Source organism: Roseiflexus castenholzii DSM 13941 (genome assembly GCF_000017805.1).
In the GTDB taxonomy this organism is placed as follows: domain Bacteria; phylum Chloroflexota; class Chloroflexia; order Chloroflexales; family Roseiflexaceae; genus Roseiflexus; species Roseiflexus castenholzii.
Map to the genome: position 1 here is coordinate 4,339,335 of NC_009767.1, position 23,942 is coordinate 4,363,276.

The window sequence follows — 23,942 nt, forward strand, 5'->3', positions numbered from 1 at the left end:
ATCTCTCTTGCAATCGGTCTATGCCACCTCACGGGCGTGGCGCATTCCCGGCGCGTCTTTCAGTTCGTACAGCCAGGGATTCTGGGCGAATGGCAGCGGATTGATCGTATGCAGGAAGGTGCGCGTCACCACCATGGATGTGAAGAGGCTCAGCACAATACCAAGCCCGAGTGTTAGGGCAAAACCCTTGATGAGGCTGACGCCAAAGGTGTTGCCGAACATGAAGAGAATGGTGCAGGTAATCAGCGTTGCCACGCTCGAATCGCGAATGGCGGGCCAGGCTTCCACAAAGGCGGCGTCAATCGACGCATTCAATGATCGACCGCGACGCAACTCTTCCTTCAGACGCGCAAAGATCAGCACATTCGCGTCCACTGCCACGCCGATTGACAGGATGAACCCGGCAATACCCGGCAGCGTCAGCGTCACCGGAATCAACTGATAGAGCGCGAAACTGATCAACGTATAGAGCAGAAGCGCCACCGTCGCCAGCACACCGGGCAGCCGGTAGAACAGGATCATAAACAGCGCCACCGTCGCCAGACCGACCACACCCGCCACAATACTGGCATCAACCGACCCCTGCCCCAGCGACGCCGAGACCGTGCGGCTCGACTCGACCTGAAGCGGCACCGGCAACGCGCCATATTTGAGCTGCGTGTAGATCTGCTCGGCGTCCTGGCGGGTGCTGGTGGTGATTTCGCCGCGCCCTCCGACCAGCGCCGCCTCGACGATTGGGCAACTAAACACCTGATTGTCCAGCACGATACACATCGGGCGCTGGATGTTGGCGGCGGTAAACTGCTCCAGGCGGCGCGCCGATTCGCCGGTAAACGCGAAGGGCACTGCGAACTGGTTCTGGAGACTCTGCCCGGCGATCTGCGGCGGTTGCACCGAGTTCAGATCCAGGTCCTTGCCATCGGTAATGCTCTCATAGATCGGACCTTCCGGCGCCGTTGGCGATATGGTCTCAGTCGATGTAATCGTCTCTGCTTCGGTGAGCGTCGCCGTGGGACGCAGCGCAATCGGGTTGGGGCTGCCGGTGGTGCGCACGATGGCGCCGGGCGCCAGAAACTCACCTTTCGTGTCGATGAACTCCAGTTTTCCGGTGCCACGCAGCGTTTCAATCGCCTGTTCAGGATTGGCGATACCCGGTATTTCGACGATAATCCGATCATTTCCCGACAACTGCACCACCGACTCGGCCACGCCAAGACCATTGATGCGGCGCTCGATAACGCCGGCCGCCGTTTGCATGACGCTACGCTCCACCGGCTCAGCAGCGCGGAGCAGCACCTGCGTGCCGCCGCGCAAGTCGAGACCCAGGCGGACGCTGACGTCGCGATTGAACAGCCAGCGTCCCTCCGGTGCAAAGACGATTGACAATGCGACCCCGGCGATCAGCAGGATGAAAATGAGTGAGTAGATATCCCGGCTACGCACGATGCTCTCTCTTTTTCGGGTAACGAACCTTGTTGGTTCGCAGGTCAACCTGCCCGGCAGACGCGGAGCAGGCTTTAGACGACGGCATTATAGCCATAGGACACAGGGATGTCAACGGAGCAGAAAGCGCCTTTCTCTACGGGGTCTTCAGCCTGAGATCATGTATCCGGCGTAGATTCCAACCGTTGGACGACAAGAAGCCCTTGTTCAACGTTCAACGGCTCTACCGCGCGCCAAGCGCCGCATCGACCGCCTGCCGCATACGAGTGTAGATCTCTTCCACACTGGTCGCACCGGTGGTATCGACGAGCCGACCGTTCACCGCAAATGAAGGGGTTCCGGGAATACGCAGTGCATCCCCTGCCGCCTTCGCCTGGTTGATGGCGTCACGGAAGCGGTTGCCAGCATAGCACTGCTCGAATGCTGCGGTATCGAGACCGATCTGGCGCGCATAGGCGACAAACTGCGCCCTGGGGTCCGCCTGCCCGCTCCACTGGCGCTGGTTGGTGAAGAGGTAATCGTGCATCGCCCAGTATTTGTCGGCGCCCTGCTCACCCGCGCAACGCGCCGCTTGTGCGGCAGGCGCGCCATTCACGTGCCCGCTTAATGGATATTCGTGATATACGAATTTGACCTTGCCGGTCGCAATGTATTCCTGTTCAAACTGCGACGATAAAGCAGTTGCGTAGTAGGCGCAGCCAGGGCACTGAAAATCTGAATACTCCGTGACGACCACCGGCGCTCCGGCGCTTCCCTTGAAGAAAAAGCCGTTTTCGTCCCTCCCCATGGGAACATTCGTCGCCGGACGCGCCGGCTCCCGTCCAGGCGTCGCTGCGGTCTGCCGGTTTTGCAGCGCGACCGTTGCAGCAATCGCAATCACCAGCAGGACAGCGGCGCCCATCGCAATGTAGAGTGCGCGAGAAACGCCGCCGCTCTTTTTCGTTTGAACCGCTCGACCGCGCTGCGAACGTGTGCTCATAGTCTGCTCCATGTGTGGTATCGCACCTGATTTCCCGGAATGAACAGGCGCCGCAAGATCCACTGCACCAGGGGAAAGGCGCCCCTTCGCTTGCCCCCGGATGGAGGAGGAGGGGTGATGTCCGAGCGTGACAACGCAGGAACTACGGACGCCTCTACCCATGGTTATTCTATCAATATTGAGCGTATTATATCATTCCTGCAATAGACCACACGTTTGCGGAGTTTCTTTGCGGATAAGAGTCCGGTGAGAAAGCACTGTGCTATAATACATATCCACGAGCGCTATCGATGTCACTCTCTGCCTCCCCTTCCGGGTACGTCACCTTGTCGTATATGCGCTGATCTATGATGCCGGAAGCAGAAAACGCCGCCAATGTTGAATGTGCTCTCCGCTGATGTCTTGAATATCGATCATCTCTTTTTGTCAGTCCCGCGCGCCGTTGTTCAGCAAGGGCAACGCTACGTCGAGCACGGGCAGGTGACTATTGATCAAGTCGATACGCACACGGCACAGATCCGCGTCTTTGAGTCGCCAGGGGTGGCGCATCAGGTGATTATTCGCTTGCACAACCGCCAGATCTATGTCGGTTGCACCTGCCCGCAGCGCCACTATTGGTCGCTCTGCCGTCACCGCGTGGCGGCATTGATGGCGCTGCGCGATCACCTGATCACACACCCTCCAAGCCTCTGGCGCGCGGTAATCGGCAAGGTGGTCGAAGCACAACCGCAGCGCTCACCCGTCATTCATCACGCCGCTATCGTGTTCAGTTTGCAACGCGCAAACGTCGGTTGGTCAATCGTCCCCTACGCTCTGTCGGACCGTCACGTGCCATCTGAGGCGCTGCGCGATCCCAGAGCGCTTGCATCTGCCATTGCGTCGCTGAATCTATCACGCGAGGCGCGCCCGATCCGTTCGCGCATCAATCGCATTTCCTATCCCTCCGTGTCTGCCGAAACGGTCAATGCCGCCAATATGGCGATTGTCGCAGCCAGCAGCGCGCCGTATTCCTATGCTTACGACCAGAGCGTCGCCTATGAGCCGGTGCTCGCGTTGCTCGCCGATCAACTGGTCTACCTTGGCGATCAGGACGATCCGCTGCAATCACAGGTGCAGGTGCGGACCGAGTCGGCATCAGTCGAGATGGACATCAGGCAGGACGACAGGGGTACGCTCCGCATTCGGACGCTGTTGAATATTGCTGGCGAGCGCATTGCGCTCGACCCGCGCGATACGGACATCTTGCTGCAAAAACCCCTCTGGGTGATCATCGGCGACCTGTTGCTGCCGGTGCACAACGCCAGCGACGCGACGACGACGCTGATCATGCACCCGGACCTGACCATCCCGCCGAATGAACAGGAAGAGTTCTTCGAGCGGTATCTGCTGCCGCTGGCGGAGAACGTGCCGCTGAATGGCGATCTCTTGCATCGGGAGGAGATCGATGTCGCGCCAACGCCTCGCGTCTATCTGAGTGAAGCGGACGGAACCCTACGCGCCCAACTGCGTTTTGCCTATGCCGATTATGAGGCGCCGGCAGAAAAATCGCCTCTCCAGCACATCATTCGACGGCTTCCGGGAACCACGACCCTGGTGCGCATCCGGCGCCGCGTCGAAGAGGAAGCAGCCATCCTGCGCGACCTCGGAACCGCAGCATATGGGCTAAAAAAGGTCGCCGACATCGGGTGCTTCGAACTGCGCAAGGCAGTGCATCCTCTCGATTTTCTGCTGCACCACATTCCGTTGCTGATACAGCGCGGGTTCGAGATTTTTGGCGAAGACCAGATGACCACCGCGCGGATCAACCGTAACCGCCCGCAGATTTCGTTCCGCATCAGTTCCGGCATCGATTGGTTCGATCTTGAGGCGATCATTCGCTTTGGCGACCTTGAGGTTCCCCTGAAGGAGGTGCGCCGTGCCATTCGTCGCCGCGAGAAGTTTCTGAAACTGGCGGACGGCACGCTCGGCGCCATTCCCGACGAGTGGATCGAACGCTATCGTCACCTGTTCGCTCTTGGCAACGAAACCGATCACGGCGTGCGCCTGGCGCACGGACACCTGACCCTCATCGATCAGGTGCTCGCCGACGCCGACCACGCGCATGTCGATGCGGAATTCGAGCGGCGCCGCGAGCGCCTGCGGTCGTTCGATCACATCCCGACGCAACCGCTGCCGCTCGGTTTTCGCGGCGAACTGCGCCCCTATCAGCGCGCCGCCTATGAGTGGCTTCACTTCCTCAATGAGTATGGCTTCGGCGGATGTCTGGCAGACGACATGGGCACCGGTAAGACGGTCTGTACGCTGGCGTTTCTGCAATCGCTCGAAGAGCGCAACCCCGATGGAGCCGCCAGCCTGATTGTGATGCCGCGCTCGCTGTTGTTCAATTGGGCGCGCGAAGCCGCGACTTTCACGCCCGATCTGCGCGTCTACGTCCACCACGATACCGACCGCAGCGATGATCCGGCGCTGTTCGACCGCTACGACCTGGTGTTGACCACCTATTCCACGATGCTGCGCGACATCCGGTTGTTGCGGCGCTATCGCTTTCGCTACGCCATCCTCGACGAGTCGCAGGCGATCAAAAATCCGCTGGCGGAAACCTCGAAAGCGGCGCGCCTGATCAACGCCGAACGTCGTCTGGCGCTCACCGGCACGCCGGTCGAAAACTCGGCGCTCGAACTCTGGAGCCAGTTCGCGTTCCTCAACCCTGGATTGCTCGGCAATCTGGACTATTTTCGGGAGGCGTTCGTCACCTCTATCGAAAAGAAGCAGGACCAGGAGACAGCACGGTTGCTGCGCAAAGTGGTCTATCCTTTCATCCTGCGTCGCACGAAGGATCAGGTGGCGCCAGAATTGCCACCGCGCAGCGAACGGTTGATCGAAACCGACATGGAACCGGCGCAGCGTCGTCTGTATATCAAACAGCGCGACTACTATCGCGCGTTGCTGCTGGGATTGATCGATAACGAAGGGATCAACAAGGCGCGCATAAAGGTGCTCGAAGGGCTGTTGCGCCTGCGCCAGATTTGCAACCATCCCCGACTGGTCGACGCCAGTTTCCGCGGCTCGTCGGGCAAGTTCGAACTGCTCCTTGAAACGCTCGAAACCCTGAACGCCGAAGGGCACAAAGCGCTGATCTTCTCACAGTTCGTCCAGATGCTGCACCTTATCCGCGAAGCGCTCGATACGCGATCCATCCGGTATGCCTACCTCGATGGACAGACCCATCAGCGCCAGCAGGAGGTGGATCGTTTCCAGAACGATGAGACCCTGCCATTCTTCCTGATTAGCCTGAAAGCCGGCGGTGTCGGGCTGAATCTGACTGCCGCAGATTATGTCATTCACGTTGACCCCTGGTGGAATCCTGCGGTCGAAATGCAAGCAACCGACCGCACCCATCGTATTGGTCAGGAGAAGCCGATCTTCGTCTACAAACTCATTACCCGCAACTCCGTCGAGGAGAAAATCCTGAGCCTCCAGCAGCGCAAACGCGAACTTGTTGCACAACTGATCACTGCCGATGCCAGCATGCTCAAATCACTTACCCGTGAGGACGTGGAGGCGTTGTTTGAGTGAAGGACGGTATAACGTTCGACGTGCAACGTGCAACGTGCAACGTTCGCTCCTCTTGCTCCTGCTCATCTTTTTTGCTGCGCCACTCCATGCCGCGCCGGTGCGCCAACCGACCGTGGAGGACCTGACCCTCGGCACTTCGGCGCAGGGTCGCCCGATCACAGCGCTGCGCATCGGCAATGGACCGATCAAACTGGTGATCATCGGCAATACGCATGGCGCGCCAGAAGCCAATACGCATACGCTGGCAACCATGCTTGCCGACCATTTTCGCGCCAATCCGCACGAGGTTCCGCCTGCCGTACGCCTCTACATCATCCCCACCATCAACCCCGATGGATTGGCGCTCGGTACGCGGTTCAACGCGCGCGGCGTCGATCTTAATCGCAACATGAACACCAATTTCGACGCATGTCCCGACAACGACTGGCGTGTGACCGTATTCGGCGCGTATGGCATCGTGTCCGACACCGGCGGACCCTACCCCGACTCGGAGGTCGAGAGTCGCCTGGTGCGCAGTTTTCTGCTCGACGCCTGGGGGGCGATCTTCCTGCACTCAGCGGCCGGCAACGTGTTTCCCGCGTTCTGTGACCATGCGCCATCCATCGAGATGGCACAAACCTATGCCACCGCCAGCGGCTACCGCTACACCCGCGTCTGGGAACAGTACATCATCACCGGCGGCATGCACGATTGGGCAGCCAGTCTGGGGATCGCGGCGATCATTCCCGAACTGCTCACCGGAACAGAGCCGGAGTTCGCACAAAACCTGGCAGGAATTCAGGCGGTGCTGGCGGCCGCAGAAAAACTGCTCCCCGCGCCGGAAGATCACGTCGAGCATGGCATCGTCGTACCGGCAATCCTCTGGCGCTTCTGGAAGATGCATGGCGGCGACGACCTGTTCGGTCCTCCGCTGATGCCGGCGGTCGTTGAGGAGGGCGTGATACGCCAGATATTCGAGCGCGCCGTGTTGGAGTTGCATCCCGAATGGGCAGACACGCCGTACCTGGTTCAGGTGACGCCGCTTGGGCGCACCTGCTCGCCGCCCGTTGGTGCAGCGCTACGCAATGATTGCACGCCTCCCGGATGCCGCCGTTTCACCGAAACACCCTATGCGATCCGTGGCGCGTTCGCCGCATACTGGGAACGTTACGGCGGGTTGCACACATTCGGCTTCCCACTGAGCGACGAAAAGGTGGCATACGCCGCCAACGGTCAGCAGCGCGCGCAACAGGTCTTCGAGCGCGCCGTGTTGATCCTTAACGACGATGGCAACGTGTCGCTTGCCCCGCTCGGATGGGCATTCCTGGTGCGGGAACGATCGCTTGCGCCGACAGCGGCGCATCAGGTGAGGTGATTCTGTATGTTGACTGAACTGTTTTTGATCCGCCACGCCGAACCGGATCGTGCGACTGGTCTGCCCTATGCCGTTTTGCCAGGACCGCCGTTGACGCTGCGCGGCGAGGAGGAAGCGGTGCAGGCGGGGCACTGGCTGCGCGAGCGCGGTATCGAGCGGTTGCTCTCGTCACCGTTCACCCGCGCCAGTGTTACCGCTACCACCATTGGGCAACTCATTGGATTGGAACCGACCCTGATCGAGACCTTACGTGAGGTGGCGCCGGGGGAAACACATCCAGAAGTGCGCGCCCGTATCGCCGGGCTGATCGATCAACTTGACGATACATCGTTGCAGCGCGTCGCGCTCGTCACTCATGGCAGTTGCATTCTTGCCGCTCTCCAGCATACAACGAATGATCGCATCGATTTGAGCGGGCATCGCTACGACTATGGGAATCACACACCAACGGCGGGCATCTGGCATGGAGTTCGCACCGAACACGGCTGGCGCTGGTCGCTGGCGTTTTATCCTGGAAGAGCCACCGAAAGTTGAATGGCGAGATGAGCGGTGCACGGCGTAGGGGCGTAGGGACGCCCCCCATGAATACTCCAACCCCGACCCCTCATACCAATGACGATTGAAGATGCCGCATACTTGTCATTCCGAGCGCAGCGACTTATCATTCCGAGCGCAGCGACTGGTCATTCCGAGCGCAGCGAGGAATCTAAGCGGGTCGCGCACGACCCCGCGCGCTGATCGGGGTGACCATGCCGGATGGTCACAGGGAATTGGTATCAGATCAAGTTCTTGTCACTTCTCTGGCATTATCGTACAATACGACATATAATAGTAGAACGGTGCGTACACGGCGATAATGGCAGCGTTCCCTGATTTTTCGAGAAAACGCTCCATTTGTCACGATCTTCAGATGAAGAGCCTTGTACTGCCCGACAGTATGCACTGCTCGACATGACACACGCTCACACACCCCTATGAATGACATACGCTGTCCCCGCCCCTGCCCCACTGTTGCCGCCATGCGCCACGACTTCCATGCGTTGCGCAACCACCTCGCCGCTGGTCATCGTTGCGTCGATGCATGGCTGGCGCTGGCGAAGTTGGTGACCGTTCCGGCGCACCGGCTTGATTGCCTGGCGCGCGCAAGCGCCCTCGCGCCGGACGATGTCGAACTGGAGATCGCGTATCTGGAACAGCGTCTCAATATTGATCCGGGCGATGCCGAAGCAGCAGGAGCATTGCGCGCGGCGCGCGCGCGGCGCGCGTTGATAGGGCACAAGCCGCGCCTGTTTAAGCAGATGGATGCATCGCCAACCCTGGGGTCCATTCTTGTGCAAATGGGTGCGATCACACCGCAGGAACTGGAATGGCTCCTGGAGGAACAGGCAGCAATCCGGCGGCGGGGCGAGCAGATGATGTTCGGCGATATCGCCGTCGCGCGCGGCAAAGTGACGCCGGAGACTCTGGCGCGCGCATTGATGGTGCAGATTCAGCAGCGAGTCGAGAATGACGGAGCGCCGCGCGCGCTGGGCGAGTACCTGATTGCCAACGGATTGCCGCCAGAACGTCTCGAACAGGCGCTGACCGAACAAATCTACCTGCGACGGATCGGCAGGCGCGAAACGCTCGGCGAAATCCTCTTGCGGCGGCGATGGGTTACGCGCGATCAGATCGAACGCGCTCTGGCGCAGCAGCGTCAGGATGCGCTGTCGCTGTTCCGTTGAATGTGGCGCACCGCCGACGGAGCGGGCATCCATCGCACATCAGACAGTGATTTGCACATTTACGCCGGTCGATAAAGGCGCGTTGTCCACCGGGTCGATCACAGCGCGGGTTGCGCGCCAGGCAATGATGGACGCATGCTTCGATGATCAGTGCGTGAAAGTGAGCAAAGAAGAATGCGCCGTTGCCGTTCGTTTCCACCGCGCGATGCACATGAAAGGGTTCGCCGGCGATGGTCGCAAGAGCCGGAAGAAACGGCGACAACGCACGCTCGATCAGATGCTGCACCGCCACATACGGTGCGCGAAGGAAATCGAACCCCGGCACGAGATCGAGACGCGCAAACAACCGTCGCGCATAGGCATCGACCACAAACACGGGATGACCACCGCCGTAGAGCATGACCGTATCAGCGGTCTCGCGCCCAATGCGCGGCAGCGCCAGAAGACGCGCACGCACCTCTGCGCGCTCGCCAGAAAGCAAACGGGTTGTGGTGCAATCGTACTGCTGCACGATCGCACCACAGATGGCGTGCAAACCGGTGGCTTTTTGGGCATGAAAGGCGCAGGGGCGGATCAGCGCAGCGAGCCTGTCAGGACGGGCAGCAGCCAGTGCCGACGGTGACATCAACCCTGCGTCGCGCAGGCGGACAATCGCCGCCTCGACCGTTTCCCAGCGTGTTTGCTGAACGAGAACGGCGCCGACCAGCACCTCGAACGGCGGATCATCGCTGATGACGGGCCACCAGTGTGGTTCATGCCCGAAGTGTTCGTCGAGAGCGGCAAAGCATGCAAGTAACCGCTCCCCCAGTGCATCAACGCCGGTCACACCATCTCCAGCGCGAAATCCACTTCAAACAAGCGACACCAGGGCAGGCGCGTGCTTCCCGGCGTGATGCGCCAGCGCCCGGCGAATCCGGGAAGCGCGCCAATACGCGCGTTCAGGTGGGTTTCGATCCAGCGGCAGATCGCCCCAAGCATCGTATCATCCGGTTCGCGCGTACCGGCGGTGCGTTCGAGCATAACACGCGCAGCGCGGCGCACCACATGCTGATATCCCCAATCCTCGACAAAACGGTGGAGCAGAAAGCGCAGATGGGCGATCCGTTGCGCCGGGGTTGTTGCCAGGAGCGCGGCACACCCCTGCGCCAGCGCCGTGCCAATCGTATTGCCAGCAGTGTTCCAGGCGCCAAACCCGGCGAGTCGTGCAAGATCGACCTTCTCGATGAGCAACTCCATCAACACCGGATCGGCGCCATTGGGGTAGGCCACGTCCGCCACAATCACCTGTTGCCCGCTCTCCTGAAGTTCGCTCACGCGATCAACGAGCGCATCGAGATGATTGTACCGCTCCTCACGCTCTTCCGCTGCAAACGTTTCGTCCCACTCAGTGCGACGCGGAGAAGGGGTATTGACCGCCAGCCACAGGTCAGGAGCGGCGTCGGCAGTCGCCACCGTGCCGCCAATGGCGTGGATCTGCCGTTCGACCGTTAAGCGGACAGGACCATCTTCGTAGGGAGCGACGATCTCCTCACCGCCGGGAATGGCATAGATTGGCGCAATGCGCGGCGCGCGCCCGACATGCTGATTGATGATCCGCGCCAGCAGCGCACATCCCACTTCATCGGCGCCGGGGTACATGAGCAGGATGCCTGCTGCACGCGCGCCCTGCTCCTGCCCATCAATCGTTGGGTGATGCCGTCCGAGCGCCAGCAGATCCGCCCAACTCGCCAGCCAGCGTTTTTCGCGTGATCCCAACCCAAATGGGCTGGTATCGTCGGAACTGAGAACCAGAAGATCGATGGCGCCTGCGTCGAGCAAGTGGAGCGACGCCAGGTTGACCATATGGTTGCGCAACCGGCGACGCAGCATATCGCGCAGTGCTTCGGGAGGAATCTCGGCGCGCAGCGCAGCAATCTCATCGGTCAACGGCTCACCCTGCACCGCGCGGTCGAGCAGTTGCGAGAGGCGGTACAGGCGCGTACCATAGGTAGCCCAATAGTGTGGTTCTTCGGTGCTGTCATCAGCATTAGATATGCGCGTAATCACATTGAACGCCAGGATGGGCAGATCGGGCAGTTCGTTCTTGATAGCGCGCAACATATCCAGGCGGCTTAACGCCATCCCTGGCGGATCATCGCTGATGCGAGAGGCGATCAATCCGCCAAACGCCAGCATTTCAACATCGACGATCAACGCATCGAGCGCGGGGGCGATGGCGTGCAACCAGGACGCGAGATCATCACAGCGCGCCGGTTCGCGGAAATGGCTCAGCAGATCGTCAGGCGGCAGCACCAGTTCGACTCCGGCGATGGCGGCAATCATCGCCGGATATCGGGTATTGACGGGCCGCTCATCGAGCGGAAGCAAACCAACCTTCATGACGTCGGCATCTCCCCTGGCGTGGATGGATAACAAGAAACCGCACGATGACAGCCATCATGCGGCTTCGAGGCGCAACAACACGCAATTACTTGGTTTCGCGGTAGAGGACGTGCCGGCGCAGGGTTGGATCGTAGCGGCGCAGTTCGAGCCGGTTGGGATCGTTCTTGCGATTCTTCGTCGTCGTATAGGTATGTGCGCTCTCGGTGCTGCGCATTTTGATAATAATCCGGTTGCCTTTCTTACTTGCCATAGTTCGTCCCTGCTTCGAGGTTCATCTGCTATCGTATACCATCTTCTGGTATTGTAGCAGTAAGCGCCGGGGTTGGCAAGAGAAGTGATTGACAGCATCGGTTAACAACCCGTATAATTGCACCAACTCCCCGCTCTGCGCTCAAATGAATCGGACGTTGATGTTCACCAAAGGAGGGACTCGATGCTGAATCTCGCCATTATTCTGGAGGAGAGCGCGCGCCGGATGCCCGGAAAGACTGCTGTCATCCTCGACAGCATTCGCCTGAACTATGCCGAACTAAACGGCGCCGCCAACAAAATTGCCAACGGTCTGGCAAATCTCGGCGTGCGCCCTGGCGACAAAGTGGCGATGATGATCCCCAACACGCCACACTTCCCGATGTGCTATTTCGGCATTCTCAAGGCTGGCGCGACGGTTGTGCCGCTCAATGTGCTATTCAAGCGCGATGAGGTTCGGTATCATCTGGAAGACAGCGACTCGGTCGCACTGATCGTCTGGGAAGGATTCCTCGATGAAGCCGCGTCCGGCTTTCACGCGGTCAAAACCTGCCGTCACCTGATCGTCGCGCAGGCGCCGGGTTCCACGGCGACACTCCCCGATGGCGCGATTCCGCTCGGCAGTCTCCTCGCCGAACACGCTCCGGTATTCGATACGGTCCAGACCATGCCGGACGATACGGCGGTTATTCTCTACACCAGCGGCACGACGGGTCGCCCCAAGGGCGCGGAACTGACCCATGCCAACATGTTCTTGAATGCCACGATCTGCACCGATAAGTTGCTGAATGTCTCGTCAGAAACGGTGGGGCTGGCGGTACTGCCATTGTTTCACAGTTTTGGACAGACGTGTGTGATGAACAGTCTGATCTACGCCGGCGGCGCCATCACCATGCTGCCGCGCTTCGAACCGCAGAAGGCGCTCGAAGTGATGGCGCGCGACCGGGTGACGTATTTCGCCGGCGTGCCGACGATGTATTTCTATCTGCTCAATTTCCCCGGCGCAGATCAGTATGATCTGTCGGCGCTTAAGTTCTGCGTCTCAGGCGGCGCAGCGATGCCGGTCGAAGTGATGCATGCCTTCAACCGTAAATACAATGTCACCATCCTCGAAGGGTACGGTCTCTCCGAAACTTCTCCGGTGGCGTCGTTCAATCATCTCGACCGCGAGCCAAAGCCGGGGTCGATCGGCGTGCCGATCTGGGGCATTGAGATGCGCGTGGTGGATGACCAGGGGCGCGAGGTTCCCAACGGCGAACTTGGTGAGATTGTCATTCGTGGGCACAATGTGATGAAGGGGTACTACAAGCGTCCCGACGCAACTGCTGATGCGATTCGCAATGGCTGGTTCCACAGCGGCGACATAGCCTATCGTGACGATGACGGTTTCTTCTTCATCAAGGATCGCGTGAAGGATATGATCATCCGCGGCGGGTTCAATGTCTATCCGCGCGAGATCGAAGAGGTGCTCTACGGGCATCCAGCCATCGCCGAAGCGGCCGTCATTGGCGTTCCCGATCAGGCGCTTGGCGAGGAGGTCAAGGCGGTTGTCGCCCTGAAGCCAGGGCATACGGCAACCGAGACAGAGATTATTGAGTACTGTAAGGAACGCCTGGCTGCCTACAAGTATCCGCGCATCGTCGAAATCCGCGAGACGTTGCCCAAGACGGCGACCGGCAAAATCCTCAAGCGCGAATTGCGTCAGATCGAAGTGACTGCATAGAGGCGAGGCGCTGCCTTGCCCTCTCCGCAGTGTGCATCACCGGTGCGACGGCGCCGCGCCGATTGGGGCGCGACCGCGCCGTCGCGCCGCGATGAATACGACGGCATGCGTCCATAATGGATCATGCTGTAACGCCTCCAGCATGCCGCTCCAGCGCCTGACGCAACACCGGATAGGGTTGGGCGCCGATCAGACGTTCCACGACGCGCCCATCTTTGAAAATGTGGAGCGATGGGATGCTCCTGATGCCAAACCGCTGCGCCGTGCGCGGGTTTTCATCCACGTTCAGTTTGGCAACCACTGCGCGTCCGGCAAATTCCTGCGCCAACCGTTCGACTACCGGCGCCACCGCGCGGCACGGACCACACCATGGCGCCCAAAAGTCGACCAGCACCGGTTGATGGCTAGCGCCGACAACCTGATCGAATGTCGCATCAGTGAGCGTGATCGGTTTCGATCGCGTGGCACGTTCCGCTACTTCCTGGCGTGTTGCCGAGGGTTCAGGCATCGGGCGCGACGCCTGGCGCGTCAGCGGCACGCTCGGACCTTGCGGCAGGGGCGGCGGTGCGCCGCCATCGGTCAGATGTGTCAACCATGCGCGCAGCGCTTCCTCAGCAACAACGCCGCTTGTTCGCGCAATGGGTGCGCCATTCTTCACAAAAATCAGACCGGGAAGTGCAGTAATGCCGTATTGTTGCGCCAACGCCGGATTATCGTCGGCATCTACCCGTGCCAGCAGCGCGCGCCCGGCAAAGATCGACGCCAACCGTTCGAGTGTTGGATCGAGTCGCTGACAGGTCGGGCATTCTTTGCGGTCGAAGATCAGCAGCACCGGCAAACCCGCACGCAGCACGCGGTCGATGCTTTGCTCGCTTGTGCGGACAGGTGTTGAAAATGTCATGGCAGTCCTCATCAGTGTGATTGTACACGCTGATGTGACTCTACTCCGCTGATGTTGGTTTTGTGGTAGCAACGCATTAGCAGGATATTAATTCCCACGGAAATGCCGCTTCTTCTCCCCACGCAACCTCGACCCGTTGACTGTTGATGGTGACTACCGCGCTATCGGGATGAGCTTCGATGAAAACGCGCAAAGGCGCATGGCGCCAGTGCAGACGAACGCCGTACATGCGTCCGTCGATGCGCCAGGAAGGCGGCAGATCGGGGCGAATGATGAGTTGCTCACGCTCTGGCGTCAATCCGACCAGCACATGGAGCAACAGGTGAGTGGTCAATGCGCCCCAACCATACCCTTCGCCGCCGCACCGCCCGTCGAGGGGCCAGTACTCGCACGCCACCCCCGGCAATGTGCGGTCGGGATGCGCCTGATGCGCATCCCAGAACGTGTATGCCCGATCAATCACTGCCGCAGCCAGTTCCGCCGCGTGATCGGTCAAGCCGGCGCGCAACGCGGCTTCAGTCGCCGTCCAGGCGAACATAGGCCACGTCAATATATCAGGGTCGATCTGGGCAATCGCCGAACGAAGCGCATTATGCCGCTCCGGTCGCGCGACACCCAACGCCACCGGCGCCAGCAACATCACATCATCCACTCCGGTCGGACCGCCAGCGCGCGTGTCGTAATCGGCATAGCGGTTGAATGCGTCCTGCCACAGCGCATCGGTGCGCGTCACATACTCCTCGGCGAGCGCCAGCCACTCGTGGGAATCGGTGGCGCGTCCAAGCTCTCTGGCGATGTTGTTCATGATCAGGCAGGCATGGGCGAAGGCGGCCTGAAGATCGACAGGGCGCACGTGGCGCACCGGATGACCGCCGCCAAGCGGTTGTTCGCCAAATCGCGGCGAGTCGTCCTGCCCTGACTCCCAGCTACAGGCGTAAACCAGCCAGCCGTCCGCATCGCGCCGGTTCTCCAGCCACCAGTGCAGATAAGTGGTCAATGCCGGGTAAATGTTCGCCAGCCACTCGCGGTTGGGGCGCAGGTTGGCGAGCCAGTCCAGCACGAGCCAGGGATAGCCCCATTCTGGCGCAGTGCCACACACTGTACCATCGGCAGCGACCATGTTGTAGCTGCCATCTTCGCGTGAACAGGGCACGTTTGGTTCAGGCGCGTCAACGAATGTCCCCAGAAGCAGATGCTGTGCCAGCGCCGGATCGGCATAGGCGAGCAAGAGCGCATCGATTGCCGCCTCGGCGAGGACGACGCGCGGCGCCTGGATTTGCATCGCATCCCAAATATGGCGGTAAATGCCGGCAGGCGCGCGCACCATCATGCGCAACGTTTCGAGGTCGTAGACCAGCCCGCGTCGCCAGTGATCGGGCCAGTCCCCTTCCAGAATCGGCGCACGCGCCCAGAATGCGTCATCCTCCGCCTGCTTGCGCGCGCGGTCGGCTGCTGCCGTGCGACGCGCGGCGCGTTGCCGATGCTGCGCCATGCGCAACGTCTTGCCGCGCGTCATATACAGGTCGATCTGTTCACACGGCATCGCAAATCCCAGTGTAGCAAAGAGCGCCACCGTTTCGCCACGCTGCCCGGTGACGGTCACAAACCCTTCGCCCGGCAACCCTGGCGCCTGCGCTGCCGCCCAGGCAGCGGCAAGCGCCGGATCGGGCGTTATGCCAATGTCGGCAAGCGGCTGCGAGGCATGCACCACGAACGCATCGCCATCCTCAAAACTTTGGAGCACCAGGTCGCCATCGACGATCCGACCGACCAACCCAGACTCGCCCCATTCGCCACTGGCAGCCACAGTGCGCGTGTACTCGACGACTACGGCAACACGCGCTTCACCCTGCACCGTCGCCGATGCGCAGAGGGCATGCTCGCCGACCAGGTGGAAGGTGGCATGGAGCGTCGCGCCGCCGTGCGACAGGTCGAGCGTGAAGAGGTTCATCGAATGGTAGGGACTGGAGACAACATCGAACTCGGACAGTTCAAGCGCTCCTCCCAGCGCGAAGCGAAATCCGGCGCGGTAGGTCTCGCGTCGACCGCCATACATGCCCGCGTGCGCCGGATAGTGCCAGCGAAACCCCGCGCCATACGAGCGCAGCACCCCGCGCGGCGAGAGGTTGCGCGTGTGCGTCGGCGTATTCAGATATCCGTGCGGCGTGTAGTCGTCAACTGGAAATGGCATGGCGCCAGTATAGCACACCAAGAACTGAGAACCAAGAACTGAGAACCAAGAACCGAGCATCGAGCGCCAGGCGCTCTTGCGCCACCCATCCGCGCGCATCCGTGTCCTATGCTCTGCCTGATGGAGCACACGGATGACCACGGATCGAGACGAGGTGGATGGATGATAGCACACGGATGACCACGGATCGAGACGGATGGGGACGGATCGCTGAGTGGGATTCCTTGTCCAATCCGTATACATCCATCCCATCCGCGCGCATCCGTCGCGATTCGCGCCGATCCGTGGGCCCACTCCCACCTGGCGCCTGCGCGAAACCGAGCATCGAGCGCCAGGCGCTCTTGCGCCACCCATCCGCGCGCATCCGTCGCGATTCGCGCCGATCCGTGGGCCCACTCCCACCTGGCGCCTGCAAGGCAGGCTTCCTGGCAGTGGCGCATCGTCTCACAGACGCAGGTCGCTTGACCTACACGTCACCAAGTGCGTCTCCTACGCTTGTTGGCGACCAACATAGCAATCAGTGCGATGATCAGCGGCGCCCAGAACAGTCGGCGACTGAAGAAGAACCCAACGGCGACTGCCAGGGCTGCTGCCGCAACCATTCTGCGCGCGGCAATGCTGCGCAGGACGGTGAGCAACAGTCCGACAACTCCAACGGCAATCACAACGAACACGATAATCTTTGGCAGAATGACCATCGCCACTGCGCCGGTGATCAGCAGCAGCGGAAGCATCAGGTCGTCGAACCATTCTGTCTGCGGCGCATGCGGCTGTGGCGCAGGAACCGGCGCGGGTGTGGGAGCGGCAGGGCGCGTCGGCAATTGAACCGTCGGTCCGGTGGCAGGCGCCTGTTCGATGACCAAATTGTTCATTGGCGCGCCGCAGTCAATGCAGTATTGCGCATCAGCCGGAACGCTGGCGTTGCAGCGTGGGCAGACAACAGTAGTGTCAGTCATCGAAGTATCCTTCCAGACGCGCGGATGTGTTCAGAGCCTTGTCTCTTGCTATAATACGCACTCAATCCGGTCGGGGTTGCAGGGGCGCTCGTTTGCGGAGTTCTGATGGCTATTTCAAATAAACACTTTCGCCAGCAGATTATTGAGGCAGCGCGGGCAGGCGAGACGACTACGCCGCGTTGCCCACATGCGCCACCGCAGGGTCAGTGCGGCGGATGCGTCTTTCAAGATCACGACTACCCGGCTCAGGTGGCAGCAAAACGCGCGGCGCTTTGCAGCCTCTGGAGCGATGACCTGCCAGACAATTGTATCGATACGCTCGATGTCGTCGCTTCGCCGAACCCGTTTGCCTATCGCACACGCATGGATTTTGTGGCGAGCAAGGAGCGATTTGGTCTGCGGCGTGGCGGCAGGTTCAACTACATCATCGACCTGCATGAGTGCCATCTCATCCCAACGCATGCCTTCACTGCCGCGCGCGCTGTGTACGAGCACGCAATGGCGCTGGGGTTGCCCGACTACAATCTGAAGACCCATGCCGGTTTTCTGCGGTATGTGGTCGTGCGGCGCAGCCCCGACGATGAACTGCTGCTGGCGCTGGTTACCGCCGCGCCCGAAGAAGAAAAGGTCTCTGCCGAAAAAGTTGAGCGTGTGGCGCTGGCAGCCCTTGAACATCCGGGTGTGCTGGGCGTCCATTGGCTGATCAACGCCACCCGCACCGACGTATCGTTTGGCGAGCCGGTGCGTCACTGGGGGCGCGCAACGTTGCCAATGCGTGTTGGGGCGCACACGCTCGAAATCGGTCCCAATACCTTCTTTCAGAACAATGTCTGGCTGCTGATGCCGCTGCTCGAGGCGGTGCGCGACGCAGTCGCCGCATGCGGGCATGCAGGCGCAATCGCCGATCTATACAGTGGGGTCGGCGCCATTGCGCTTCATATTGCCAGGCATGCGGATCGAATTGTCTGTATCGAGTCATCTGGCGAGAGTGTGCGCCTGGCGCGCGAGAACAGCGTGCGCGCCGGGTTTGAGCATATCGCCGTGATCGAAGCGGATGTCGCCGATGCGCTTCGCGCACAGACGACCGGCGCATTCGATGTGGTTGTCGCCGATCCGCCGCGCACCGGTCTGGGTCCTGAGGTCTGTCGCGAGTTGCTGCGATTGCGCCCCCGGCGGATCGTGTATGTCTCGTGCAATCCGCTAACGCAGCGTGACGACATCCGCGCGCTGCAATCAGGGTATCGTCTGGTGTTGCTCCAGGGGTACGACATGTTTCCACAGACGCCGCATCTGGAGGCGCTGGCGGTGCTTGATGTTATATGAGAACTGAGAACTGAGAACTGAGAACCGGAAACGCCTGCCCGCCCCATCCGCGCGCATCCGTCCCGATCCGTGGCGATCCGTGTTCTATTGCTCACCGCGCGCCGGCGCGGAACCGGGAACGCCCTGCCCGCCCCATCCGCGCGCATCCGTCCCGATCCGTGGCGATCCGTGTGCCCGCTCCCACCGCGCGCCGGCGCAGAACCGGAAACCGAGCGCCGGGAACGCCTGCCCGCCCCATCCGCGCGCATCCGTCCCGATCCGTGGCGATCCGTGTGCCCGCTCCCACCGCGCGCCGGCGCAGAACCGGAAACCGAGCGCCGGGAACGCCTGCCCGCCCCATCCGTGCCCATCCGTCCCGATCCGTGGCGATCCGTGTGCCCGCTCCCACCGCGCGCCGGCGCAGAACCTTGTCTCGCCCCCTGACCGCAACTCCAGGGCGCTCCGGCGCGTACTACGTGGTAGGATCGGTTGCCGTTTCCGCGCAGGTATGCTACCCTACCAGTAAGGCTCTTATGATGCCCGGCGCGCGTGTCGCAGGTCCGCATATGACCGATGTCCAGCAGATTCTCTGCCCCAAATGCCACAAGCCGAATCTCCGGCGCGCACGGTTCTGCCAGCATTGCGGGCACGACGTCATCCTGAATAACGCCGGTCCGCGCTACTATATTACGCGCGTCATCAAAGAAGGTGGGCAGGGGGCAGTCTTTGAGGCGATTGGCGATGATGGTCGCACCTATGCGATCAAGCAGATGCTGGATCGTTTCACCGACCCGCGCGAACGCGACGAAGCCATCGCGCGCTTCGAGGCGGAGGCGAAAATCCTGGAGCGCCTGCGGCATCCGCGTATTCCCCGCGTCTACGCCGACTTCAAGGATGAGGGGTATCACTACCTGGCGATGGACTTCGTGCGCGGGTCCGACCTGGAAGACATCATCCGGCGCGAGCGATTCATTCCCGAAGAGCGCGCTTTGCGCTGGGCGGATCAGATCTGCGACGTGCTGGAGTATCTCCACCAGCAGAAGCCGCCGATCATTTTTCGCGACATTAAGCCGTCGAATATCATGATCGAGCCGGACGGCAACGTCAAACTGATCGATTTTGGCATTGCGAAAGCGTTGCAACCATCGCAGCGCGGCACGCAGATCGGCACTCCTGGCTATGCGCCGCCGGAGCAGTATCAGGGTATCGCCACACCTGAGTCGGACATCTTTTCGCTCGGTGCGACCCTGCACCATATGCTCACCGGACGCGACCCGCGCGATGAGCCGCCCTTTTCGTTCCCGCCGGTCTATGCGTTGCGTCCGAACGTCTCCAAGCGCACGTCTGATGCGATTATGAAGGCGTTGAAGATGAAGCCGGAGGAACGCTATCGAAGCGTGGCAGAGTTTCGCCGCGCGCTGCTGCCAGAACGCGCGCCCGCGCAGGTGCGCGTCGTTCCGGCAACGCAGGCGCTTCCGGCGCCTGCGCAGGTTGCTGCACCGGTGACACCGCAGCCTGTTGCGGCATCAGCAGGTCCGGCGGCGCCCCAATCCACAGCGCCGCCGACCAGTCGGGTCACTCCGACAGGATCGCCATCCGCTCCGGCAGCCGCACCAGCACAAAAACCGGCAGCACGGCAAAAGAAGCATCAATCGACAAGATGGGGCGCTGTGCTCTTTGCGCTGGTGGTCATCGCGCTGCTGGCGGCGACCGTTGCGCTGGCGTTTCCCGATTGGACCGTGCGCACCATTCGGTCGATCCCGGCGCTGGCGACACCAACGCCGCAACGTCTGATTCAGCAGCCGTTCACGGTCGAAAATATCGAGGTAGTCGTACCGCCAGGAGGCGATGTCCGGCAGGCGTTTGTTCTTGCATATACGCGCGCTGTTCAGGAACAGTTTGGACCGCAGGCGCAGATCCACACCAGCGTGCCGTTGTCGTACATCGGCGGCGAACCGCAGAAGATTGCCGAGGATGAGAATGGGACCAAGTATCGCGCCTCGATCAGCGGGTTTATTCTTGTGCCTGCCACACCATAGGTTTTTGCCCGGAGAAATGGCAGAACGTTCACCGTCTGCGTTCGACAACGTTGATAGCAATAGCGGCAACAATTGCCGCCACCAGAACCGCAATCAGCGCGATGGTCACCGTACTCCAACCAGTCTGCCAGGCATTGACGAAAAGCGCACTCAGCGCCACAATGACAATGCCGATACATCCGCGCGTGACGCGCCGTTCAGGTCGATCTGACATGGAACCTCTTTTTTCACACAAGACGTTCCTGTATGATACAGGAAAAACAGGGGGTGGATGATGGGTTTTCTCGACGAATTGAGCCGAAAGCTTGCCGAAGGAGTTGATCGCGCCCGCTTTGAGGCGGAAAAGTTTCAACGGGTGACTGCTATTCAGGGTGAGATCAGTAATCTTCGCCGCCAGGTCGACGCCAAGCGACTGGAGTTTGGCGATCGGGCGATTGAACTGCTCAAAGCCGGCGCCATTCAGTCGCCGACGCTGGCAGCGCTGCTACGCGAGATTGAAGCATTGCAGGCGAGTCTGACGTTGAAAGAAGAAGAGTTGCGCCATACACAGGGGCAGGTCTTCATCGAACCGGCGCCCACACCCCGTGCGCAGCATGTTCCCGTGAGCATCGAGCCGCCACGCCCGCCAGCGCCTGAACCACCGCCGCTGCAACCGGTCGCTGGAGGGAAGGTCTGCCCTTCATGCGGTTTTCAAATGCCGCAGACCGCTGTTTTCTGCCCAAACTGCGGCCTGCGGGTAGGATGAGCGTGCGCGAAATCAGTTCGACACCGTGTGCGTTTCGCTGTCGGGCAGCCAGCGGATCGCCACATTATTCCGCGTGTCCCATTCATCGTCGAGGTCGTCGTCGTCTTCCGTCTTGGGGTGAATGACGATCGGTCCCTCGTTGTACACCCACGCAATCAGATCATCGATTGAATACCACCCTGCGCGATAGGACTCCTGGTCGACCGGGTTGAGCCAGAATTTGATCTCGCCATCCATCCACTGCCAGCGTTCGAGCGAGCGCCACTCCAGGTGATGCTCAGCGAGCACCGCTTTCGTTTCCTCGAAGAGACGCAGCAATTCCGGCAGCGTCAGACCCTTGGTGCGCCGCTTTTGCAGAATACGCCGGTTGATGGCGTCGCGCAGGCGTTCGAGTTCTGGAACATCCAGCGCGTCCAGGTCGATATCGAGAGGCGTTCCCATAGCCGATGCATCCTTTCCAGGAGCGGTCGCGCCTGTGCGCGATTGTCAGTGTACGCACCATTGCGAGACGACATCCGCCCTCTTGAGTCGTGACAGCAGCCACGCCACGACAGGTGATAACCACTGACGCGGGTCGCTTCCCGGCGACCCCGCTTCCATGATAGCAGGGGTTGTTGCTCCTGACATGAACGATTGTGTGACAGTATATTCACAATTCGATGATATTCTGCCATGAGCGTTCAGCGTATGGTACGCTCCGATGGAGGTGATCGGATGACATATTGCCGACACACCCGTACAATCAGCACAACAAATCACACCGATAGACAGGCGCGAACCTGCGTGCCATTGGCGTCCAAGCCTCGTAGCTTCCTGCTGTTTTTGTGATTGGGAAGGGGCGACCAGACCAATACAGGCAAACATCGTGCGCCCGCTACTGTAACGTCGCCGCCTTCGCGCGCTTTCGGTGGCTGAACAGCGCGCGTGGTATGAATGAGAGCGGATTGTGTTACGCTGACCAGTGCCAGCCTGTTGTGGAGGCGACGACCGGATTCGAACCGGTGAATGGGGGTTTTGCAGACCCCTGCCTTACCACTTGGCTACGTCGCCGACTGATCCGATTCTAGCATAGCTGGCGGTCACTGTCAAAGGGATCATACGGCACAGCGCTCGCACGGAGGACACAAAGCCCCGCAAACGCGGGACTCACCGGGGAGCGGCGGCGGCGTGCGTTCAGCCCTCCGGTTGCGCAGCGGGCGCGGCGCCTGCGCAGCCAACCACGCCGTGCCCGGCGTTCCACACGAGCGCCCGGAATCTGTCCGCCGCCCGGCGTGTGTACCGGAATGCCATTGCGCATGGGTCACGCAATGTTGCCCATGCCCAACGGTCACTTATGCTCCCTCGCTCCAGACCCCTACTTCGATCCCCGCCAGGTTTTCCAGCGCCTTGATCAGCGCATGGTTGCCTTCATGCCCAAGCCCACGCGCCTGCAACGTGCGGTAGAGCTGGTGGATCAATGCTGTTCCGGGCAGCGGCACGCCAAGACGGTCGGCTTCCTGCAAGACCAGCCGGATATCTTTCTGCTGGAGATCGATCGTAAAGCCGGGTCGCCAATCGCGCGCCAGGATCTGTGGTCCACGGTTGCTCAACATCCAGCTGCCTGCCGCGCCGCCCGCAACCGCTTCGAGCGCCTTGCGCAAGTCTACGCCGCCAGCCTGCGCAAAGAGAAGCGCCTCACTCATCGCCAGGGCATGCCCCACCACCAGAATCTGATTGACCAGTTTGGTCGTCTGCCCGGCGCCAATCGGACCAAGATGGGTGATGGTTTTACCCATCGCCTGAAAGACCGGCAATGCCCGTTCGAACTGTGCGGCATCACCGCCGACCATGATGCTGAGTGTGCCGCGTTCAGCGCCTTCTGAGCCGCCGCTGATCGGCGCATCGAGCATGTGGATGTGGCGTTCCGCCAGTTGCGTCGCAATGCGCTGAGTTGCGCGCGGGCTGATGGTGCTCATGTCGATCACCAGCGAGCCGGGGCGCGCGCCGTGGATAACGCCGCCTTCGCCCAAAATGACCTGCTCGACATCGGGGGTGTCGCTCACGCAGGTGATGATGATGTCGCTGTGGAATGCCAGATCGCCGGGGCTGCTGGCTGGTCCGGCGCCCTCCGCTGCCAGTTCGGCCATGCGACTGGCAGTGCGGTTCCATACCCGCAACGGAAATCCCGCCTTAAGAATATTGCGCGCCATGCCACGCCCCATGATGCCCAGACCGATGAACCCAACGCGTTCACGCTGCTCCATACGCTCTTCCCTCTGCTCGTTCAGTGCGGAACCTGTTGCACGCCATTGTATCACGCACTTTTCAGGAGACTTCCACCGTTGCGTAACGTTGATGTTATCTGCGGGGATTGTCGCAATAGTCGCGTCTGGCTACAG

The 23,942-nt window shown here is 60.8% G+C and carries 19 protein-coding genes and 1 tRNA gene; 8 read left to right on the forward strand and 12 right to left on the reverse strand.

Going from position 1 to position 23,942, the window contains the following annotated elements:
* Nucleotides 1-18 precede the first annotated feature (18 nt).
* Both secD and RCAS_RS17170 read right to left on the reverse strand, forming a co-directional pair.
* Nucleotides 19-1,443: a protein translocase subunit SecD gene (gene secD / locus RCAS_RS17165; RefSeq protein WP_012121800.1), complete on the reverse strand. Its 1,425-nt coding sequence runs from the start codon at nt 1,441-1,443 to the stop codon at nt 19-21.
* Nucleotides 1,444-1,666: 223 nt separating this feature from the next.
* The gene (locus tag RCAS_RS17170) at nt 1,667-2,422 is read right to left on the reverse strand and encodes a thioredoxin domain-containing protein (protein ID WP_041331009.1); all 756 of its coding nucleotides are present in this window, start codon (nt 2,420-2,422) and stop codon (nt 1,667-1,669) included.
* 375 nt (nt 2,423-2,797) lie between these two features.
* On the opposite strand from RCAS_RS17170, the gene RCAS_RS17175 reads away from it, so the two are divergent.
* The 4 genes from RCAS_RS17175 to RCAS_RS17190 all read left to right on the forward strand — a co-directional run bounded on the left by RCAS_RS17175 (nt 2,798) and on the right by RCAS_RS17190 (nt 9,076).
* Nucleotides 2,798-5,998 carry a DEAD/DEAH box helicase gene (locus RCAS_RS17175; protein ID WP_012121802.1) on the forward strand — a complete coding sequence of 1,067 codons (3,201 nt, stop codon included), beginning with the start codon at nt 2,798-2,800 and terminating at the stop codon, nt 5,996-5,998.
* Entirely contained in the window at nt 5,991-7,352 is a 1,362-nt protein-coding gene (locus tag RCAS_RS17180; protein WP_012121803.1) for a M14 family metallopeptidase, read from the forward strand. Before RCAS_RS17175 ends, RCAS_RS17180 begins: the two co-directional genes overlap by 8 nt.
* Before the next feature lie 6 nt (nt 7,353-7,358).
* The gene (locus RCAS_RS17185) at nt 7,359-7,886 is read left to right on the forward strand and encodes a histidine phosphatase family protein (RefSeq protein ID WP_012121804.1); all 528 of its coding nucleotides are present in this window, start codon (nt 7,359-7,361) and stop codon (nt 7,884-7,886) included.
* A 485-nt stretch (nt 7,887-8,371) separates the two neighbouring features.
* Nucleotides 8,372-9,076, forward strand: a complete 705-nt coding sequence (locus tag RCAS_RS17190) for a hypothetical protein (RefSeq protein WP_232280053.1) — start codon at nt 8,372-8,374, stop codon at nt 9,074-9,076.
* On the opposite strand, the gene RCAS_RS17195 is transcribed toward RCAS_RS17190, so the two are convergent.
* From RCAS_RS17195 to rpmG, 3 genes are all read right to left on the reverse strand, one after another.
* Complete coding sequence (locus tag RCAS_RS17195) at nt 9,009-9,902, reverse strand: endonuclease III domain-containing protein (protein WP_012121806.1); 894 nt, start codon at nt 9,900-9,902, stop codon at nt 9,009-9,011. The two genes, RCAS_RS17190 and RCAS_RS17195, sit on opposite strands and share 68 nt — an antisense overlap.
* Nucleotides 9,899-11,455 (reverse strand): DUF4127 family protein, encoded by a 1,557-nt coding sequence (locus RCAS_RS17200; protein WP_012121807.1) that lies wholly within the window; start codon nt 11,453-11,455, stop codon nt 9,899-9,901. The genes RCAS_RS17195 and RCAS_RS17200 overlap by 4 nt, the downstream gene beginning before the upstream one ends.
* Nucleotides 11,456-11,543: 88 nt before the next feature.
* Nucleotides 11,544-11,708 (reverse strand): 50S ribosomal protein L33, encoded by a 165-nt coding sequence (gene rpmG, locus RCAS_RS17205; protein ID WP_012121808.1) that lies wholly within the window; start codon nt 11,706-11,708, stop codon nt 11,544-11,546.
* Nucleotides 11,709-11,891: 183 nt separating this feature from the next.
* Between rpmG and RCAS_RS17210 the strand changes: the two genes are divergently transcribed.
* Nucleotides 11,892-13,430, forward strand: a complete 1,539-nt coding sequence (locus RCAS_RS17210; RefSeq protein ID WP_012121809.1) for a long-chain-fatty-acid--CoA ligase — start codon at nt 11,892-11,894, stop codon at nt 13,428-13,430.
* 121 nt (nt 13,431-13,551) lie between these two features.
* Here the strand turns inward: RCAS_RS17210 and trxA are convergent, their stop codons facing one another.
* The 3 genes from trxA to RCAS_RS17225 all read right to left on the reverse strand — a co-directional run bounded on the left by trxA (nt 13,552) and on the right by RCAS_RS17225 (nt 17,478).
* Nucleotides 13,552-14,331 (reverse strand): thioredoxin, encoded by a 780-nt coding sequence (trxA, locus tag RCAS_RS26380; RefSeq protein WP_012121810.1) that lies wholly within the window; start codon nt 14,329-14,331, stop codon nt 13,552-13,554.
* 76 nt (nt 14,332-14,407) lie between these two features.
* Nucleotides 14,408-16,522: an MGH1-like glycoside hydrolase domain-containing protein gene (locus tag RCAS_RS17220; RefSeq protein ID WP_198135950.1), complete on the reverse strand. Its 2,115-nt coding sequence runs from the start codon at nt 16,520-16,522 to the stop codon at nt 14,408-14,410.
* Between the two features lie 473 nt (nt 16,523-16,995).
* Nucleotides 16,996-17,478, reverse strand: coding sequence for a zinc ribbon domain-containing protein (locus tag RCAS_RS17225; protein ID WP_012121812.1), 483 nt, complete (start codon nt 17,476-17,478; stop codon nt 16,996-16,998).
* A gap of 105 nt (nt 17,479-17,583) precedes the next feature.
* On the opposite strand from RCAS_RS17225, the gene rlmD reads away from it, so the two are divergent.
* Both rlmD and RCAS_RS17240 read left to right on the forward strand, forming a co-directional pair.
* Nucleotides 17,584-18,801 carry a 23S rRNA (uracil(1939)-C(5))-methyltransferase RlmD gene (rlmD, locus tag RCAS_RS17230; RefSeq protein WP_012121813.1) on the forward strand — a complete coding sequence of 406 codons (1,218 nt, stop codon included), beginning with the start codon at nt 17,584-17,586 and terminating at the stop codon, nt 18,799-18,801.
* 545 nt (nt 18,802-19,346) lie between these two features.
* Nucleotides 19,347-20,819, forward strand: coding sequence for a serine/threonine-protein kinase (locus RCAS_RS17240; RefSeq protein ID WP_012121814.1), 1,473 nt, complete (start codon nt 19,347-19,349; stop codon nt 20,817-20,819).
* 28 nt (nt 20,820-20,847) lie between these two features.
* On the opposite strand, the gene RCAS_RS17245 is transcribed toward RCAS_RS17240, so the two are convergent.
* Nucleotides 20,848-21,033, reverse strand: a complete 186-nt coding sequence (locus RCAS_RS17245; protein WP_041331013.1) for a hypothetical protein — start codon at nt 21,031-21,033, stop codon at nt 20,848-20,850.
* A 57-nt stretch (nt 21,034-21,090) separates the two neighbouring features.
* Between RCAS_RS17245 and RCAS_RS17250 the strand changes: the two genes are divergently transcribed.
* The gene (locus RCAS_RS17250; RefSeq protein ID WP_232280054.1) at nt 21,091-21,564 is read left to right on the forward strand and encodes a zinc ribbon domain-containing protein; all 474 of its coding nucleotides are present in this window, start codon (nt 21,091-21,093) and stop codon (nt 21,562-21,564) included.
* Nucleotides 21,565-21,576: 12 nt separating this feature from the next.
* Here the strand turns inward: RCAS_RS17250 and RCAS_RS17255 are convergent, their stop codons facing one another.
* The 3 genes from RCAS_RS17255 to RCAS_RS17265 all read right to left on the reverse strand — a co-directional run bounded on the left by RCAS_RS17255 (nt 21,577) and on the right by RCAS_RS17265 (nt 23,807).
* The gene (locus RCAS_RS17255; RefSeq protein WP_012121816.1) at nt 21,577-22,005 is read right to left on the reverse strand and encodes a hypothetical protein; all 429 of its coding nucleotides are present in this window, start codon (nt 22,003-22,005) and stop codon (nt 21,577-21,579) included.
* A 534-nt stretch (nt 22,006-22,539) separates the two neighbouring features.
* Nucleotides 22,540-22,614, reverse strand: a tRNA-Cys gene (locus RCAS_RS17260).
* A 281-nt stretch (nt 22,615-22,895) separates the two neighbouring features.
* On the reverse strand, nt 22,896-23,807 hold the full coding sequence (locus RCAS_RS17265; RefSeq protein WP_012121817.1) for an NAD(P)-dependent oxidoreductase: 912 nt from the start codon (nt 23,805-23,807) through the stop codon (nt 22,896-22,898).
* Nucleotides 23,808-23,942 lie beyond the last annotated feature (135 nt).

Bases quoted from the DNA above. Each gene is read 5' to 3' on its own strand.
- RCAS_RS17240 (WP_012121814.1), top strand. From the start codon at position 19,347: ATGACCGATGTCCAGCAGATTCTCTGCCCCAAATGCCACAAGCCGAAT.
- rpmG (WP_012121808.1), bottom strand. From the start codon at position 11,708: ATGGCAAGTAAGAAAGGCAACCGGATTATTATCAAAATGCGCAGCACC.
- trxA (WP_012121810.1), bottom strand. From the start codon at position 14,331: ATGACATTTTCAACACCTGTCCGCACAAGCGAGCAAAGCATCGACCGC.
- RCAS_RS17245 (WP_041331013.1), bottom strand. From the start codon at position 21,033: ATGTCAGATCGACCTGAACGGCGCGTCACGCGCGGATGTATCGGCATT.
- RCAS_RS17250 (WP_232280054.1), top strand. From the start codon at position 21,091: ATGATGGGTTTTCTCGACGAATTGAGCCGAAAGCTTGCCGAAGGAGTT.
- RCAS_RS17255 (WP_012121816.1), bottom strand. From the start codon at position 22,005: ATGGGAACGCCTCTCGATATCGACCTGGACGCGCTGGATGTTCCAGAA.
- RCAS_RS17185 (WP_012121804.1), top strand. From the start codon at position 7,359: ATGTTGACTGAACTGTTTTTGATCCGCCACGCCGAACCGGATCGTGCG.
- RCAS_RS17225 (WP_012121812.1), bottom strand. From the start codon at position 17,478: ATGACTGACACTACTGTTGTCTGCCCACGCTGCAACGCCAGCGTTCCG.
- RCAS_RS17175 (WP_012121802.1), top strand. From the start codon at position 2,798: ATGTTGAATGTGCTCTCCGCTGATGTCTTGAATATCGATCATCTCTTT.
- RCAS_RS17265 (WP_012121817.1), bottom strand. From the start codon at position 23,807: ATGGAGCAGCGTGAACGCGTTGGGTTCATCGGTCTGGGCATCATGGGG.
- RCAS_RS17190 (WP_232280053.1), top strand. From the start codon at position 8,372: ATGCGCCACGACTTCCATGCGTTGCGCAACCACCTCGCCGCTGGTCAT.
- RCAS_RS17200 (WP_012121807.1), bottom strand. From the start codon at position 11,455: ATGAAGGTTGGTTTGCTTCCGCTCGATGAGCGGCCCGTCAATACCCGA.
- rlmD (WP_012121813.1), top strand. From the start codon at position 17,584: ATGGCTATTTCAAATAAACACTTTCGCCAGCAGATTATTGAGGCAGCG.
- RCAS_RS17170 (WP_041331009.1), bottom strand. From the start codon at position 2,422: ATGAGCACACGTTCGCAGCGCGGTCGAGCGGTTCAAACGAAAAAGAGC.
- RCAS_RS17220 (WP_198135950.1), bottom strand. From the start codon at position 16,522: ATGCCATTTCCAGTTGACGACTACACGCCGCACGGATATCTGAATACG.
- RCAS_RS17210 (WP_012121809.1), top strand. From the start codon at position 11,892: ATGCTGAATCTCGCCATTATTCTGGAGGAGAGCGCGCGCCGGATGCCC.